Source organism: Sphingomonas sp. GW821-FHT10F09, from assembly GCF_058809195.1.
The window spans coordinates 199271-213403 of the sequence record NZ_JBXASI010000004.1; the positions used below are offsets into that span (position 1 = coordinate 199271).

Consider the following 14133-nt stretch of genomic DNA (forward strand, 5'->3'; position numbering starts at 1 on the left):
GTCCATGCCTAGCCGCGATCGAGCACGTTGATCGCGGAGTGAACGCGCGCCTCGATCTCGGCGCGGGGCAGGCCGGCGGGGATCGCGTCGCCGAGCCGGATCGTCACCACGCCCGATCGCTTCGCCCCCTGCTTCGGCCATACCACGCCGGTGTCGAGCGCCACCGGCACCACCGGCATGCCCAGCGCGCGATACAGGCCGGCGAAGCCCGATTGCAGCGGCGGCTGCTCGCCCGGCGACACGCGCGTGCCCTCCGGATAGATCAGGATCGACCGCCCCTCCGCCTTCAGCGCCTTGGCGGCGCGCATCATCGATCGCAGCGCGCTCGCCGAGGCCTCGCGATCGGCGACGATCCCGCCATAGCGCATCGCCGCCCAGCCCCAGAACGGTAGCCGGCTGAGTTCGCGCTTGATGACCATCGCCGGGCCGCCGAGCACCAGCTGCAGCTCCAGCGTTTCGAACATCGCCTGATGCTTGGCGGCGTAGAAGATGGCGCCATCGGGCACCTGCCCCTCCACGACCACGCGGATGCCCATGACGGAGCGGTACAGCAACCGGTGCATCCGCGCCCAGACATGCGCATGCCGCATCACCGCCGCACGGCCGAACAACGCCGACACCGGTACGGTGAGCACGATCGGCACGGACAGGCCATAGAACAGGACCGTGAAGATCAGGGTCCGCAACCGGTTCATGCACCCACTCCCAGCCACAGCGCGACGCGCCGCAGGATCAGCTTGTTGTATTCGTTGACCAGGGTGCCGAGCCGCGGCGTACTCGGCACGCCGTCGCCGAGCACGCGCACGCCCGGCCCCATCGCCGCGCCCAGTTCCATCCGCGCGCGCGGCACGTGCCAGTCGGAGGTGACGAGCCGGATCGTGCGATAGCCGTGGGTCTTGACCCAGGCGGCGGTTTCCTCGCCGTTCGAGCGCGTGTCGACCGCATCCGCGCCGAGATCGATGCAGCAGGCGAACAGCGCCGCCGGCGTGCGATATTCGCGCGCGAGGTCGATCGGCCGCACCCCCGGCGCGACGCCGGTGACGAGCATTCGCCGCGCCTGATGCGCCTGCAGCAGCGCGATGCCGCGGTCGATCCGGCCCGCGCCGCCGGTCGGCACGACGATCGCATCGGTGGTGTTGCCCTCCAGCGGGCGCGGCAGCAGCAGCATGAACACGGCAAAGCCGAGGCACCACAGCAAGGCGACCAGCCCGAGCAGCCGCGTCATCATAGCGCCTGCCTCAGCGCGCCGACGATCGTCATCCGCGCCGCCGCGGTCGCCAGCACGACGAAGCCGACCGGGAGCAGCACGAGCAGCGCCCAGTCGCCCGCCCCCAGAGTGATGCCGCCGAGCAGCTCGGACCCCAGCGCCGCCAGTCGCGTGCCGAGGAAGGCGAGCACCGCCAGCGCCGCCGCGCCGCCCGCCGCGGCACCGATCGCGGCGTCGAGCGCGATCCGCCGCTGGAACAGCCGCGCGACCTGAAGGTCGGTCGATCCGAGCATGTGCATCACCTCGATCGTCGCGCGATGCGTCTCCAGCCCGGCCCGCGCTGCCAGCACGACGACCGCGGCGGTGGCGGCGAGCATCAGCATGACGAGGCCGAGCGCCAGCCAGGTCAGCGTGTCGAGGAAATCGCCGACCGGCGACATCCAGCGCTGGTGCTGGTCGACGCGGCTCTGGCCGCTGATCCGCTTCACCGCGGCGACCACGCGGTCGGGATCGGCGCCGGCGGCGAGGTCGACGTCGATCATCGCCGGCACCGGCAGGTCGGCATCGGCGCCCGTGCCGCCCAGCCACGGTTCGAGCAGGTGTGCGAGCGCGGCGCGATCGACCGGCGTCGCGCGCCGCACCCCGGGCAGCGCGCGCAGCACGCCGAGCGTGCGCGCCGCCAGCGCATCGCGCGCGACCGGACTGCCCTCCACCACCTGCACCGTCAGCCGCCCGGCCAGCTGCAATTCCAGCGACCGCGCCGACTGCCGTGTGCCAAGCCCGAGCGCAGCGGCGAGCAGCGTCAGGAACAACATGATCGCCATGACCCAGGTCATCGCGCGCAGGCCGCCCGCCTCGTCGAGGACGCGCCGGTCCGCCCCGCTCACGCCGCCGGCCTTGCGGTCATGCCTGCCCCCGCGGCGGCGGCGGATAGCGCAGCGACCCGGTCGGATCGTGCAGCCGGCCCTTGTCGAGCCGCATCATCTGCGCACCCGGCACGCGGTTGAGCAGCTGGAAATCGTGCGTCGCGACGACGACGGTGGTGCCGAGCTTGTTGAGCGATTCGAATAGGTGGATCAGCCGGTCGGCCATGTCGGGATCGACGTTGCCGGTCGGTTCGTCCGCGACCAGCACCTCCGGCCGGCCGATCACCGCGCGGGCGATCGCGACGCGCTGCTGCTCGCCGCCCGACAGCGTCGCCGGTCGCGCGCGCGCGCGTTCGGCGAGACCGACCCAGGCCAGCATCTCGCGCACCGGCTGTTCGATATCCGCCTCGGGCATGCCGGCGACGCGCAGCGGCAGCGCGATATTGTCCCAGGCGGACAGGTGCGGCACCAGCCGGAAATCCTGAAACACCACGCCGATCCGGCGGCGGAATCCGGGCAGGCGGCTGCGCGGCATCGTCACCGCATCCTCGCCGAACAGCCGGATGATGCCGCGGCTCGGCCGCTGCGCGAGGTAGAGCAATTTGAGCAGCGAAGTCTTGCCCGCGCCGCTTGCGCCGGTCAGAAAATAGAAGGCGCCGCTGCCCAGCGTGAAGCTGATGTCCGACAGGGTTTCCTGATCGGTGCCATACCGCAGCCCAACATTTTCGAACTGCACGATATTTGCCATGAACGTGGCCGCGACCGCTCCAACAGGACGCCGGGAGGGCAACCTCCAGGCCTTGCAGACTGCCTTCGCATGCGCGGCGCGCGGCTTCAAGCTTGCCAGCATGGCGGCTCACGTGCTTAGAATCACCCGCGTTGCGGTCATCGTTCCGCGACCCGTCCGTGAAGCGTTGCGCATGATCCTCGAATGTCCCGAATGCAGCACCCGCTACCTGGTGCCCGATAGCGCGATCGGGGCCGAAGGACGCACCGTCCGTTGCGCCAATTGCCGGCACAGCTGGTTCCAGGACCCGCCGCTGCCCGAGGCGCCGCCACCGGCACCACCGCCGCCCGTACCGGCGGAACCGGCGACCGACGAGGACGAGGAGGGCGTGCCGCCGTTCCTCGAACCCGCCGCGATCCCCTCCACCCGCGCCGCGCCGGTGCCGGAGCCGGTGATCGTCCCGCCCCCGGGCGGCTTCGACGCCTTCGCGCATCGCCCGCCGTTCCGGAACCGCCGCAACACGTCGCGGCGCTGGACGGTGATCGCGATCCTCGCCGGGCTGCTGATGATCGCCGGCGTCGGCGCGATCCTGTTCCTCGGCGCCCCCGGCCTGCTGGCCGGGATCGGCCTGCCGGTCGGCACGGAGGAATCGCCGCTGCGGCTGAAGGACAATCCGATCGAGCGCCGCGAGCTGGAGAACGGATCGGAACTGTTCGCGGTCAGCGGCCGGGTCACCAATCCCTCCGGCGAACGCCAGCGCGTGCCGGACATCCGCGCCGAGCTGCGCGATGCGCAGGGCCGGATCGTCTACAGCTGGACGATCACGCCGCAGCAGCGCACGCTCAATCCCGGCGGGTCGATCGACTTCAATTCGGCCAAGCTTGACGTGCCGTCAAATTCGAAGCGTCTGGAGCTCAGCTTCGCCGGAGAAGGCGCGAACTGACCAGCGCGAATCGCGCGCCGTGGAGGATCGCGGCGGCGAGCATGCCCGCGCCCGACGCCCAGACGAGCGCGATCGGTCCGATGCCGGCATGGACCAGCCACCAGCCGACGCCGCCGGTGACGACGAAATAGGCGAGGATGCTGTTGACGCCCGCCACCACCTGATCGCCCAGGCTGCGCAGCGCATAGACCAGCACGACCTGGATACCGTCGAAGACGACGAACGGCGCCCAGCGCGGCAGCATCGTCGCGGCGATGCGGTGCACCTCCGCCGTCGCCGGGAACAGCGCGACGATCGTCCCCGCCCCGGCCGCGAGCAGGCCCGCCCCGAGGCCGAGCGCGGCGACGGCGAGCGCGACGGCGATCAACGTCCGCCGCACCGCCGCCGCCGGCTGCCCCTCGCCGACGGCATTGCCGGCCCGCACGCCCGCCGCCGATCCCAGCCCAAGCGCGACCGCGAAGGTGACGTTGTGCATCGAGAAGACGATCTGGAAGCCGTGCGCCGCCGCATCGCCGAGCTGCGTCGAGAGCGCGATCAGCACCGAGAAGCCGGCAAGCTCCAGCCCCGACGCCACCGCCGGGACGATCCCGAAGACGGCCAGACGCCACGCCCCGCGCGGCACCGCGATCCAGGCTGCGCAGTCGAAGCGCAGCACGCCGCGGTCGCGCGCGCGCGGCAAGGTGACGACGCTCGCCACCATGCCCGCCGCGCCGAGCAGCGAGGCGACGCTCGTCGCCAGCGCCGCGCCAACCGCACCCAGCGCCGGCAGTCCCATATGCCCGGCGGACAGGGCCCAGGCGAGCACGGCGTTGACCGGCAGCACCGACAGATTGACCACCGTTACGCGGCGCGGCCGGCTGACCCCTTCGAGGAAGAAGGCGGCGGCGACGCTGACCAGCTGGAATGGATAGGCGATGGCGAAGGCGCGCACGACGCGCGCGCTGTCGTCGATCCGATCGGCGGCGACGCCGAGCAGCGCCAGCAACGGTTCGGCGAAGGCGAGGAAGATGCCGCCGATCGCCAGCCCCAGCACCAATCCGAGCAGCAGCCCCTCGCGCAGCACGCTGCCGGTCCGCGGCAGGTCGCCCGCGCCGTCCGCGCGCGCCGCCATCACCAGCACCCCCGACAGCCACGCGAGGCCGGTGACGATCCCGACGAAGCCCAGCGCCCGGCTCGCCCCCAGCGCCGCCACCTCCTCGGTCGAGACGAGGCCGACAACCATCACGTCGGTCACCTGCAGCAGCGTCCAGTTGAGGCTGGTGAGCATGACGGGCCAGGCGAGCGCAAGCAGCCGCCACGTCTCCGCGCGCGTCGTCAGGGTGGGGTGCGTGGCGGCCATGGCGGGGCGCTAACCGTTCGCCGCGACGACGAAAAGCGCGATTGCATGAAAAGGGACGTTGCGGAGCCCGAAACGCTTTGCTAGGGGCCTGCGCCTGCCAGATGCCGGCCCAGCCCGGCGTTCTCACACGTGCGGCCGTGGCGGAATTGGTAGACGCGCAACGTTGAGGTCGTTGTGGGCGAAAGCCCGTGGAAGTTCGAGTCTTCTCGGCCGCACCACTCTCTCACCGCTAAGGTGTTGAGAATGCTAGACTTTCTAGCGCAGCAGGGCTTCTGTCCCCCACATTGATCCCCACACCCGCAGCCGGTTACGCGCGAACATCCGCGAACAACGGCGTAGTTGGTTACCCGCGGCCAACCTGTCCTGCCTATCGTCCACCCCTTGCCTGGCAGAGGAAAACGTGGTGGACGACCCATATTCGATAACGCCGAAAGAAGCTCTTGGCTTGATCGAGGCCGTTGGTGTTGAGGACGCCGCCAAGCTCATCCGAGATTACGCAGCCGCAGGACTGGTCCGGTCATATGCGCTGCGACAGATTACGATTGATGCGAAAGGCAGCCGACATGAGGTCCGCGGTGGAAGAGTGCCACCCTCCACATGGGAGCGGATCATTGCCGCTGACGTCGATCAGGATATTTGGAGTGGCGGCACCGCGCGACTACCGGGATCGGACTTGATCGGCGGAGATCCCGCCATTCACGTCACTGCCGTTGCCTTCCACTCAGACGACATCAACCGCCTCGCTGATCACCAGCATCTGCAACCCTCAATCCAACGTACCGTATCGCCAGCAACACCGACCCTAGGCAGCGATGCCGACGCAGCATCGACACCGAAGCCGATAAAGAAGCAGCAAGCCCCGATCTGACCGCGCTGCACTCCGGGGCGCTGTTGCTGACGGTCAATCAGACCATGGCCGCACTCGCGATCGGGCGGACCAAAGTCTACGAGTTGATCAACGAGGGCACGCTTGAGAGGCCTGATGGCGGAACTCGGGTCACTGCTGACAGTGTCCGAAGGTACGCCGGGCTTGCCGGGTAGCGCCTAAGGTAATTTGCAGCGTCACTTAGTCTGCGGCGGCAAGCCCCAGCTACGATCATCGTCATCTATCCGTTTATCGAAATTGAGGGCCTTTGCGATGTGATGAGGAATTACGAACCGCTTCCATTGGTCGGGCTCCAGCAGAAAGGCCGGGATAGGCACCGGTTGGCCAGCAAGGCCTGACGCGGTCGCGCCCAGCGCCATTGCGACATATGTGTGAGCGCCGTCGAGTATCTGGTCGTTGCCGATCCCCGCCGCATCACGGCCCACGATCCGGTCGAGCGTCGTGCTGGATCGTGTGATCCATGAGGCGATGGCGATCCACCGCCCCGCTCCTGATCAGGTCTTCAGCTCGTTCCCAGTCCATCGGCATAACGGCTGGCTCCAGATTGACCGTTGCCCAAGTCCGCATCGAGTAGACATCGAAATAGATGTGCTGATCCGGCGTGTCGCCGTCGATCCGGTAGACTTCGGTCGCCGCGGTGCCGGCCTGCTTCAGGTTTCGCGCGATGCGCTTCCCCACAGGGTGGTTGATGACGGTCTTGCGTAGCGCTTTCTTGTCAAGGCGGCGTTCGTTCCGGCTGCTCATCCCTGAACGTTAAAATTTTGGTCCACCGGTGTCGATCACCTAAGGCGTTATTCGATCTGGAATTTAGCTGGGTACGACCGCCTACCAACAGCATACCTTGCCTATAAGCTCGAGTATGGCTTAGCTGCTTCTGCAGTATGAGGTGGTCGGTGGAAGTTAGCATATTCTGTGATGAGTCGTGTCACCTAGAGAACGACCGAAATGACGTCATGCTTCTGGGCGCGCTTTGGTGTGACACTGGTCAGGTTAGAGCGATCTCTGAGCGAATCCGGGGGATCAAGCGTCATCACGGCTTGCAGGTTCCAGACGGTTTGTCCCGAGGGTTTGAAGTAAAATGGTCGAAGGTCGGACCTAGCAAAGCCGAATTTTATCTTGATCTAATCAGGTTCTTCGTAACCGATGACCGCCTCTATTTTAGAGGGGTTATCGTCAACGAAAAGCGGTCACTCGATCATAAGGGCTTCACTCAGACTCACGATGATTTTTATTACAAGATGTATTACCATCTTCTTGTGAGGATCATCGAGAACGCCGGCAACAGCTATAATGTCTATCTCGACATTAAAGACACTCAAGGCGGTCCGAAAACGCGGAAGTTGCACGAATATCTCTGCAACCGCATACATGACCATGCCTGCGAGACATTGAAAAAGGTTGAACAGGTCCGTTCGGATGAGTCCGAGCTTATGCAGTTGTCGGATTTGATCCTAGGTGCAGTATCGTATTACAATAGGAATTTAGACTCCAGTAAAACGAAGCTACAGCTTGTTGATGCATTGGCCACCTATGGGCGGCAATACGCAAGAGACTTACGAGAAACTTCCTATCTCTCTGAACGCAAGGTAAACTTGCTTTCGTGGCGCCCTTCGGCCGGCGGATACTAATGGCCTATCCGGACCTGATATGCCTGGAAGATTTTGGCGGCAATCCGCAGGCTCACATCAACGCCGTTTATGAAGCCTACATCAACGAGGTAGTGAACGCCCGGCTTTCCTTCCTGGGCACCCGTCTCTCGTTTAAGTATGCACCCGCTACTGACGACAAGGGGTTTGCCTTCTGGCATGCCGTCCAAGAGGAAGGTGAAACGCGCGCCGAGGACGATCGCTTCATCGACCCCCGACGTTGCGAGCGTATAACCTGGCCAGCCTATATGATTAGGAACGCGCAACCAGATGGACGTGGCGACGTCCTGTGGTGGCGCGTCAGGCGTAATGGTCGTAAACGCGTTGTGATGTGGCTCGAAGCGGACAACTACGCGCTCATACTCGAAGATCGCGGCACCTTTTGGCTGTTTTGGACGACGTATACGGTGCGATCTGGCCGGGCGCGGCAGTTCGCTGAACAGCATGCTGCGTATTGGCGCGCACCTTGGGAATGAGCGACCCCAAATGACAAGGGCCGCCCCGAAAGGCGACCCCGTTGCTCCTTCTACACATGGCAGATGAGACCGCCTCTATATAGCGGCAGAAATGCTAAGATTCAACTTTTTGTTGATTTTCTGAAAACGCACGGTTTTCGGTGGTTTGCGCCAGTCTTACCCCGTCTTTGTTCCTGATCAGGACGCGAACATCGCGTCTACGCTGGCCTGCATCAGCATCGCACAGGGCACGGGCAGGTAAGCGCTCCTCCCCTCCTCGACACGGTGACGTGGCTGCGGCAAGTTGGCTCGCTGAAAAAGGGCATGGCAGGATGGGGTGGCTAACCAGGTTATTCAGCGTGGCGGTGCTATTCGTCGCATCACCGTCATATGGTGACAGCTGGATACCGGCGATGCGAACGAGCTATCTCTCGCCTGACAAGGGGACGCGTTTCACCGTGATCCCTCGCGAGCTGGCGGATCAGCTCTCCTATTTTAGCGATAAGGTGGATGGGAAGGAGGCCGCAGGGCAACGCCCTGGCGGCGCACCGCGGGCACTCGGCATTCTCGAGCGGCGGTCCGGGACCGTTTGGAAGAGGATTTGGCAGGCCCCGCTAGTCAATGACGTAGCTCCGGTGAGCGCCTTGGTTACGAACGGCGGCGGACATGTCATCACCTTCGACAACTGGCATTCAGTTGGCTTCGGCGACAACGTGGTGGTGATTTACCGTCGCGATGGAGGGCTTTTGCGGTCGATGAAGCTGACCGATATTCTTCCCGAGGATTATGTCAGGGCGCTGCCGTCCACCGTAAGTTCGAGGTGGTGGGGTGGCGAACATATGCTGTCGCGTAACGGCCAGCAGGTAGTGCTCAAAGTCGTAGTGCCGAGCGGCAGCGGTTCGATAGGTTCGCCTCCACGCGGCTACGTCAACGTAAGGATTGATCTTGCCACAGGGGCAGTGGCGCCGCTCACCGACGCAGCATGGACACGGGCTATGGCAGCCGCCGCGCCCCTCGCCGCTCGGTCGAAGGCCGAAGAGGCCGCTTGGCGGGCTGGCCTGATTGCTCCGCTCACCCCGCCGTCGAGCACTGCGAATGCCGAGTGGAACCGGTACATGTACCAGGCGGTCCGTCGCCTTGCTCCGCGAAGGCCACACGGAGGATTTGATCCTGTTTGGATCCTCCCGGCGTCCGGCACACAGGAATATGCGGACAGGTCGAAAGCCATCCGCGAAGTCTTCGCTGAATGGGACGAGAAAAGCGATCTCGCTTTCGCCAGTCCGACGAATCCTGGCGCCTTGGCGCGGTTGCTTGCCGAGAGTGCGCAGGCGGCCCCTGCCGGCTATCTTACCGGGTCGCGCTTGTTCGTTGCGCTGCCGCCGGCATTCGGAGGTGGAGTCAGCGATGCACTGAGCCGCACCGGTGCCGCCGTGATTATCTTTGATCCTGCCGTTCCAATCCCCCAACGACCCGAGGAATTACGCAAGATCGACATTGCTCCGGAACAAGCGCAGGCAGCGTCAGCTCGAGCCACAGCGGACGCGCGCCGGTTCGAGGCGGATGCGATACGTCTCGACAAGCTCGCTCCACCCGAACCGAAGACGGCAGCAACGGACACCAAGGAAATGGAAGTGATGGCCGACCATCTTGAGGTAGAGGCGGACAAGGCGGCCTCTCCGGTGGGCCGCAATCCCAATCGAACTGATGTCGAAACGTCACGATACAAACATAGCCTCGACAATGGCCTGCATCAGGACGCCCCGCGGCACCGGCACGCTGACCGATGTGTAGCTAGGATTTTCGGCACGCCGCTGGCCGTACAGCCCGATCCATGATCGCCCATGCTGACGCCATGCACGCTGTAGCGCCGGCACTGGCAGGAGAACGCAGGTGGCGGCTGGCGCGTGGGCATAGGCGATGAAGTCGCAGGCCAGCGGCTTCTGCACCCAGCCGGGTGACTGCCGCGCCTCGTCCGACCATCGCTCCAGCAGCACGTCGGGCCAGTCTTGTGTCCTGATCTTCTCGTCCACCGTGTAGGTCCGGCCGCACGACAGCGTCAGCAGGCGATCGATCCCGCCGCGCTGTGCCCACCCGTCATGCTCGACAGCAACAGCGGACATCAGAGTTGGAAAGGCCCGGCGATAGATCGGGATCCACCAGTCCGGGCCGTATTGCGCAGCGGGGTCGTGGCTGTCCGCGAACCGGTGGACACGGCCGAAGCCCGCCACCTGCGATCTGCGGGCGACAGGCCGGTGTTGCAAAGGCCGGGGTGATGCCGGCTGCCACGTGGCGGGGCTATTCGTAAGCTCGCTCCTGTTCCTGAAAGTGGTCGTCCTCACCGGGATCGCTGACGGGGCAACCGGGGTATCCCAGCCAGTTGGCGCTGTGATCGACGAAGTCATCTTCCCCTCCGGTGCCGTCCAGCTCATCGCCGTTCGCCTCGACATCGGTATCACCGTCGAGTTCATCCATGCGATCGATCAGCCGTTCGGTCAGGCGCGACAACTCGGCTCGAGGTAGCGAAGGAATAGAGGCGAGCAACTGCGCCGCCGTCACCACATCATCGCGTCGAGACCACTGCCGCCGCAGCCGGCGAGGCCATGGCGCCCCCTTGCGGTGACCAGCGCGGGGCACGGGATGCATCAGGCCCATAGTTACCCCTCCCCGTTCTGGCGGCGTTCGATCGTGACGCGCACCGCCTCCGCACGATCAGGGTGGCCCACGATCTGCGCCATCAGCGGCGTCAGCTCATCGGCAGGGCAATGTTCAACTACCAGCCACAGCTTGCGACCGGATGCGAGGGCGTAGCCGCCGCCGATCTGGACAAGGTTGTTAAGCCAAGCGGTGGGATTGAACGTGGATGCCCGCGGCGGTTGGACCTGCGTTGCCATGTCAGCGATCCCCGATCTGCGATAACGGCAGCGCATCGCCAGTCACCTCGGCAAGCCTTTGATCCCACCAGTCAAGCATGAACCCTTTGACGTGCCATGCGCGCTGTGTCGGATCGAGGACCGATCGCTCGGCCCGCAGGGTGCGGACGTGAAAGATGGCTTCCTCGCGCTCTGTGGCGTCGGCTGGCAGTGCGCCGGCAGTTACGCGTGTCGCACGGTGCTGCGGGAATTGAATGACGTTTCCCATGCTCACGCCTCCCCACCGGAGAGGCGGCGCACGTCGTCGCGGACGATCTGCTGGTATTTGTCGGGGTAGCTTTCGAACGCCCCGACATATTCCATGTGATCGAGCTTCGCGCCCAGGTCGAGGGCGTTCATGACCGGAAACGCGAGGATGGCATCGGTCGCCGCGTGGATAGGCTCCCACAGGGCGTTCTCCTGCTCGCTCAGGCCGCGAACATTCCATTGCCGGTCGATGCGGGCGATCTTCCGTTCCCGCCACTTCGCGGCGATCGTCAAGCGACGCGCTGCGCGGTGCGTGTCCTGCCACCGCGGGTCCGTGCTTTTCCGCTCGAACGGTATCAACATGATGCCCTTGCACCGTGCCACGTCACGCGGGTTGGCCGTGCTGTAGGTGTGCGGGGGAGTGTCCTCGTCCAGATGGTTGCGATAGCCCCGCACGGGGATCGTGGTATGAGGCACCGCCTCAACGGCGGATCGGTGGGCGTCGATTGCCGGGTTCCACGTCGTGTCGTACCAGCGGTCTAGCGTGCGGTCGGCGGCGACATACTGGTCGAGTAGGCGGGCAAGCTCCAAGCTGATGCGCTGCGGGCCGGCACCCTTCGCTTCACCGGCGAGGGCAACGCACCCGGCAACGGCGGCAGCGCCGGCACCGTAGGCGAGCGCGCCCGTGCCGAGACGCAGGAGGGAGCGGCGGGTGGTGTTCGTGCTCATGCTGCGTCCCTGCAATTGTGGTTGCGCTGGATGGGGGCTGCGCTAGCCTGACGACGAAGCGCCTCCCAATAGTCCGGCGGGTCCATGTGATTGATTGGTGCGCGCAGGGCGCGGAGGCGGCGGGCCACCTCAAGCTCGACCGACTGCTGTTGGAGGGCGTTTTGGATGAACGGCCTCGTCTTGGGATCGGGGTCGCGCGCCAATGCGATCTGGGCGCGGGCAAGCCATTTCTCAATCTTGTCCAAAGGGTCGAAGATTGCGGTGGAGAGGTAGAAGGTGCGGCGTCGGCCCTCGGAGATCGCTTGCGCCATCGCCTTGTCGATGGTCGCCCGCTCATGCTGCATTTCCGCGCGTAGTTCTTCGCGGACTTCGGAATCGGTTAACGCGCAGGGGCGAACGAGAGCGGCCATAAACGCGCTGGTCTTGGTGGTGTTCATCGGATCAGCCCTCCAAACCGGCGACACGGCGGGCGTCGGCGTGCAGTTCCTCCAGCCAATCCATGCCATCGCTCATGTCGTGTTCGATCATGAAGGCGAGTTTGGCGGCGAGGTCGTAAGCGGTGCTGACCGGGTGCAGGGCGACGTCATACTGCGCGGTGCAGCATGCGGTCCCCAGCTGGTCGCTGCGCTCGACAGCCGCCGTACAGCCGGTGTCCCGCCTGATGCGCTTGGTGGCGCGATCCCGACGAAGTTGGGCGGCGGTAAGCGCACGTGCGTGAACCAGACCGGCGCCGGTCATGTCCTTGCCCTCGCGGGCCATATCTACGATCGAGCGGGCGATTGCGACGGTGCTGGGCTTGTCGGTCGACCAGATGACTTGTCCGCCGCTGACGCTCGGACCAGCGTGGACGGTCGTATGGGGCAGCGCCTCGATAGCAGCGTGCGCCTTGGCCTTCGCGGGCAGGTAGACGTCGCGCTCATGGTCCGCCAGCGCGAGGGACGCTTGCGCGGCTTTATTGATCAGCGCAGCGAAGTCTGGCGAGAGTGTGGGCGCGGCGATCGCAGGCGTGACGCCGCACGAGGCGATAACGATGGCGGGGAGCGCCGCAGCGCCCCCGATGATGTGACGACGGTTGAGCATGAATCAGCCCTCCCGCGCCATGAGGCAGCCGTTGGCCGGGTGCCGAGTGAACAGACGTTCGCAGGCGTCGGAGGCGATCACCGCCTCTATCGCGCGCTGCTGACGCTGGTTCGTCGCGCGGTGTTCAGCGGCGAGCGAGCGGGCGTAGGCGCCGGCGTTCCCGGTGCGCAGGTGAAGCCGCGCCATATCGATGGCGCGAGCGGTGCTCTTGCTTAGTCCGGTAGATGTGCGCGTGGTCTTGGCCGGGCGCACGTCGGCTGTTAGGGTCGTCATAGCCATTATCGTTCCTCCAGAACGGTGGTGGTCAGACCGGGTTTGGAGGGCTCAATCTCCGCTCCCGGTCGCTCTGGTACTATGAGTACCACTTGCCGCAGTTGTTCGCAAGCCTTCGCTGACGTTCGCGCTTCACCTATTTTCATCAGGTGGTATGCCGCCGCGATGCACCTGACCGCCGCCCAATGCCGCGCAGCCCGAGCGTACCTCGGTTGGACTGCGGCCGATGTCGCCGCCGCCGCGGGTGTCGGCATCATGACGGTCAAACGGCTCGAAGGCGGGCAGCCGATGAACGCGGCATCGATCGGCAAGATCGTCGGAGCCTTCGCGGCAGGTGGCGTCACCTTCATCGCCGCCGGGGAGTCGTCCCCGGACGGCGGCGACGGTTTCCGCGTGGCGGTTACGAGCTCCGCTGACGCGCGGTGACGATCGGCTGCCAGTGCTGGTGGATGATGATGTGACACGGGACGCAGAGCGCCCGCATAAACCGCCAATCGTATCGAGCAGGATGCCGATGGGGCAGATCGTGATGCGCCTCCGCAGACGGGCGCTGACCGCACCGGTGGCAGGTGGGGTGCGAATCGAGGTATAGCTTGTTGCGCTTCTGCCGGCTGTTCGGCGTCTCGGTGCGCCCGCGTCCGCGCCAGTTCCTGGGATTGCTCATTTCATTTTCTCCATCGCCCATCAGGGGCAATGGTCTTCCAACTGTATCTGGATCGGCGGCATGGGCCGTCCCTCACGAGCGGCGCAGCGGCGACCCAAGGTCCGCAGACGGACCGCCCAGAGCGCCCGCGGGCGCGACCGGTGCCGATTCCGGCAGCGGAACTTGATCCAGCTATGAATGACGAAGTGATCATCATTCAAAG

At 65.4% G+C, this 14133-nt stretch carries 20 protein-coding genes and 1 tRNA gene; 7 read left to right on the forward strand and 14 right to left on the reverse strand.

All coding sequences use genetic code 11. The annotated features are described in order from the left end of the window. Positions 1-8 precede the first annotated feature (8 nt). From AC1RTO_RS13790 to ftsE, 4 genes are all read right to left on the reverse strand, one after another. Entirely contained in the window at positions 9-695 is a 687-nt protein-coding gene (locus AC1RTO_RS13790; RefSeq protein WP_493161388.1) for a lysophospholipid acyltransferase family protein, read from the reverse strand. After that, positions 692-1228, reverse strand: coding sequence for a YdcF family protein (locus AC1RTO_RS13795; RefSeq protein WP_493161389.1), 537 nt, complete (start codon positions 1226-1228; stop codon positions 692-694). The genes AC1RTO_RS13790 and AC1RTO_RS13795 overlap by 4 nt, the downstream gene beginning before the upstream one ends. Next, the gene (locus AC1RTO_RS13800; RefSeq protein WP_493161605.1) at positions 1225-2043 is read right to left on the reverse strand and encodes a cell division protein FtsX; all 819 of its coding nucleotides are present in this window, start codon (positions 2041-2043) and stop codon (positions 1225-1227) included. The genes AC1RTO_RS13795 and AC1RTO_RS13800 overlap by 4 nt, the downstream gene beginning before the upstream one ends. Before the next feature lie 67 nt (positions 2044-2110). Then, entirely contained in the window at positions 2111-2821 is a 711-nt protein-coding gene (gene ftsE / locus AC1RTO_RS13805) for a cell division ATP-binding protein FtsE (RefSeq protein WP_293875955.1), read from the reverse strand. 172 nt (positions 2822-2993) lie between these two features. Between ftsE and AC1RTO_RS13810 the strand changes: the two genes are divergently transcribed. Then, positions 2994-3743, forward strand: coding sequence for an MJ0042-type zinc finger domain-containing protein (locus tag AC1RTO_RS13810; RefSeq protein WP_493161390.1), 750 nt, complete (start codon positions 2994-2996; stop codon positions 3741-3743). On the opposite strand, the gene AC1RTO_RS13815 is transcribed toward AC1RTO_RS13810, so the two are convergent. Beyond that, entirely contained in the window at positions 3715-5082 is a 1368-nt protein-coding gene (locus tag AC1RTO_RS13815) for an MATE family efflux transporter (protein ID WP_493161391.1), read from the reverse strand. The genes AC1RTO_RS13810 and AC1RTO_RS13815 overlap by 29 nt on opposite strands. 131 nt (positions 5083-5213) lie before the next feature. Here AC1RTO_RS13815 and AC1RTO_RS13820 point away from each other — a divergent pair. Together AC1RTO_RS13820 and AC1RTO_RS13825 are read left to right on the forward strand one after the other, a co-directional pair. Next, positions 5214-5300 (forward strand) — tRNA-Leu (locus AC1RTO_RS13820). A 185-nt stretch (positions 5301-5485) separates the two neighbouring features. After that, positions 5486-5950, forward strand: coding sequence for a hypothetical protein (locus tag AC1RTO_RS13825; protein WP_493161392.1), 465 nt, complete (start codon positions 5486-5488; stop codon positions 5948-5950). A gap of 432 nt (positions 5951-6382) precedes the next feature. On the opposite strand, the gene AC1RTO_RS13830 is transcribed toward AC1RTO_RS13825, so the two are convergent. Continuing rightward, positions 6383-6712, reverse strand: coding sequence for a hypothetical protein (locus AC1RTO_RS13830; RefSeq protein ID WP_493161393.1), 330 nt, complete (start codon positions 6710-6712; stop codon positions 6383-6385). Between the two features lie 137 nt (positions 6713-6849). Between AC1RTO_RS13830 and AC1RTO_RS13835 the strand changes: the two genes are divergently transcribed. From AC1RTO_RS13835 to AC1RTO_RS13845, 3 genes are all read left to right on the forward strand, one after another. Then, complete coding sequence (locus tag AC1RTO_RS13835) at positions 6850-7596, forward strand: DUF3800 domain-containing protein (RefSeq protein ID WP_493161394.1); 747 nt, start codon at positions 6850-6852, stop codon at positions 7594-7596. Then, entirely contained in the window at positions 7596-8090 is a 495-nt protein-coding gene (locus AC1RTO_RS13840) for a hypothetical protein (protein ID WP_493161395.1), read from the forward strand. The genes AC1RTO_RS13835 and AC1RTO_RS13840 overlap by 1 nt, the downstream gene beginning before the upstream one ends. A 338-nt stretch (positions 8091-8428) precedes the next feature. Then, complete coding sequence (locus tag AC1RTO_RS13845) at positions 8429-9904, forward strand: hypothetical protein (protein ID WP_493161396.1); 1476 nt, start codon at positions 8429-8431, stop codon at positions 9902-9904. Here AC1RTO_RS13845 and AC1RTO_RS13850 read toward each other — a convergent pair. From AC1RTO_RS13850 to AC1RTO_RS13885, 8 genes are all read right to left on the reverse strand, one after another. Then, complete coding sequence (locus tag AC1RTO_RS13850) at positions 9785-10297, reverse strand: hypothetical protein (RefSeq protein WP_493161397.1); 513 nt, start codon at positions 10295-10297, stop codon at positions 9785-9787. The genes AC1RTO_RS13845 and AC1RTO_RS13850 overlap by 120 nt on opposite strands. 67 nt (positions 10298-10364) lie before the next feature. Continuing rightward, positions 10365-10721: a hypothetical protein gene (locus AC1RTO_RS13855; protein ID WP_493161398.1), complete on the reverse strand. Its 357-nt coding sequence runs from the start codon at positions 10719-10721 to the stop codon at positions 10365-10367. 2 nt (positions 10722-10723) lie between these two features. Continuing rightward, positions 10724-10960, reverse strand: a complete 237-nt coding sequence (locus AC1RTO_RS13860) for a hypothetical protein (protein WP_493161399.1) — start codon at positions 10958-10960, stop codon at positions 10724-10726. A 1-nt stretch (position 10961) separates the two neighbouring features. Continuing rightward, positions 10962-11207 carry a hypothetical protein gene (locus AC1RTO_RS13865; protein ID WP_493161400.1) on the reverse strand — a complete coding sequence of 82 codons (246 nt, stop codon included), beginning with the start codon at positions 11205-11207 and terminating at the stop codon, positions 10962-10964. Between the two features lie 2 nt (positions 11208-11209). After that, positions 11210-11914, reverse strand: coding sequence for a hypothetical protein (locus AC1RTO_RS13870; protein WP_493161401.1), 705 nt, complete (start codon positions 11912-11914; stop codon positions 11210-11212). After that, positions 11911-12351, reverse strand: a complete 441-nt coding sequence (locus tag AC1RTO_RS13875; protein WP_493161402.1) for a hypothetical protein — start codon at positions 12349-12351, stop codon at positions 11911-11913. The genes AC1RTO_RS13870 and AC1RTO_RS13875 overlap by 4 nt, the downstream gene beginning before the upstream one ends. Positions 12352-12355: 4 nt before the next feature. Next, the gene (locus tag AC1RTO_RS13880; protein ID WP_493161403.1) at positions 12356-12994 is read right to left on the reverse strand and encodes a hypothetical protein; all 639 of its coding nucleotides are present in this window, start codon (positions 12992-12994) and stop codon (positions 12356-12358) included. 3 nt (positions 12995-12997) lie between these two features. Beyond that, the gene (locus tag AC1RTO_RS13885) at positions 12998-13273 is read right to left on the reverse strand and encodes a hypothetical protein (protein WP_493161616.1); all 276 of its coding nucleotides are present in this window, start codon (positions 13271-13273) and stop codon (positions 12998-13000) included. A gap of 159 nt (positions 13274-13432) precedes the next feature. On the opposite strand from AC1RTO_RS13885, the gene AC1RTO_RS13890 reads away from it, so the two are divergent. Beyond that, positions 13433-13693 (forward strand): XRE family transcriptional regulator, encoded by a 261-nt coding sequence (locus AC1RTO_RS13890; protein ID WP_493161404.1) that lies wholly within the window; start codon positions 13433-13435, stop codon positions 13691-13693. The last annotated feature ends 440 nt before the right edge of the window (positions 13694-14133 follow it).